This window comes from Aetokthonos hydrillicola CCALA 1050 (assembly GCF_017591665.1).
Taxonomy (GTDB): domain Bacteria; phylum Cyanobacteriota; class Cyanobacteriia; order Cyanobacteriales; family Nostocaceae; genus Aetokthonos; species Aetokthonos hydrillicola.
Genome location: NZ_JAAKGC010000422.1, coordinates 1 through 1219, shown reverse-complemented (window position 1 = coordinate 1219; position 1219 = coordinate 1). Strand labels below are relative to the sequence as shown.

1 protein-coding gene is annotated in these 1219 nt (G+C 40.0%); it reads right to left on the bottom strand.

Annotation, left to right across the window (positions count from 1 at the left end):
* Nucleotides 1-327: 327 nt before the first annotated feature.
* Nucleotides 328-1170: a class I SAM-dependent methyltransferase gene (locus G4P69_RS38500; RefSeq protein WP_208340161.1), complete on the bottom strand. Its 843-nt coding sequence runs from the start codon at nt 1168-1170 to the stop codon at nt 328-330.
* Between the last annotated feature and the right edge of the window lie 49 nt (nt 1171-1219).

Genomic DNA, 1219 nt, shown 5'->3' with positions numbered 1-1219 from the left:
AGATGCTTTAATAATCTGGAAATTTCTCCTAATCCCTATTAGGGATTGAAACGCAAATCCGGTAAAAAATTGAACGGCATTATCAACTGGAAATTTCTCCTAATCCCTATTAGGGATTGAAACCCGATATTTCTCTGGTGTGAGCATCACCGCTTCCCTGGAAATTTCTCCTAATCCCTATTCAATACTGCTCAGTTAAGGAAAATGGTAGGTTGGGTAGAGCGTCAGCGAAACCCAACAAACCCTTATAAATGTTGGGTTTCGTTCCTCAACCCAACCTACATTAAATTTAAGTTTTTGGCTTAATCGAGCAGTATTGAATTTCTATTAGGTATTGAAACTTCTAAATGAAAAGATCATGTAACGCATCAAATCTAATTGACTAACCAATCCAGCGATGAAAGTTTGGGACAACGCAGAAAAAAGATATGCATCTGATTTAAGATATTTCTTCATCGTCCAAAGAAATTGATAAGTTGGTAAAGTATTGACCGTAATATTTCGCTCGATTACCTGACGGAAACCTGTCTCAGCAGCAAGTTTAGCGTAGGATTTAGCCGTATATCGTACGTCCCATTGACCATAAAAGCTTTCGAGTTGCTTATTATCCCATAAAAATGGGATCAACCAATCTGTAGGAACAAAATCCGATAGAGCAAGATACCCATTTGGCTTAAGTACGCGAAAAGCTTCCTGAAAGAACTGTCTACGATCAGGAAAGTGAAAAATGCATTCAACTGCTAACACCACATCGAATGACTGATCGGGAAACGGTAACATACAAGCATTACCTTCTTCAAACCGAACTGTATTGCCATTTTGTGCTGATAATTTTTTTCGTGCTTGCTCCAATTGTCGTCCATCAATATTCAACCCAACGAGATTCATTTGGGAAAAGTGTTCATTCAAGCTAGCGATCGTCCCACCAAGACCGCAACCAACATCCAAAACAGCTTGACCGTTCTTCACGTTTGCAGCAGAATAAACTTCGCGAGTCAGCTGCTCCGCAGCTTTACCAAAATCCTCTGGTGTATTTAATGCTTGTTCTGGGTTCAACCAGTAACCCCAATGTACATGACGCCCAAATGCCAATTCAATCTCAGGGTGACCAGCATCCAGCAAGGCCAAAAGTTGGTCAAAATATGGTAAATTAACCTGCTGGTCACTCATGAATCATCCTCTTGTACGATTTACTTCTTTACTATATGTATAGTAGCCC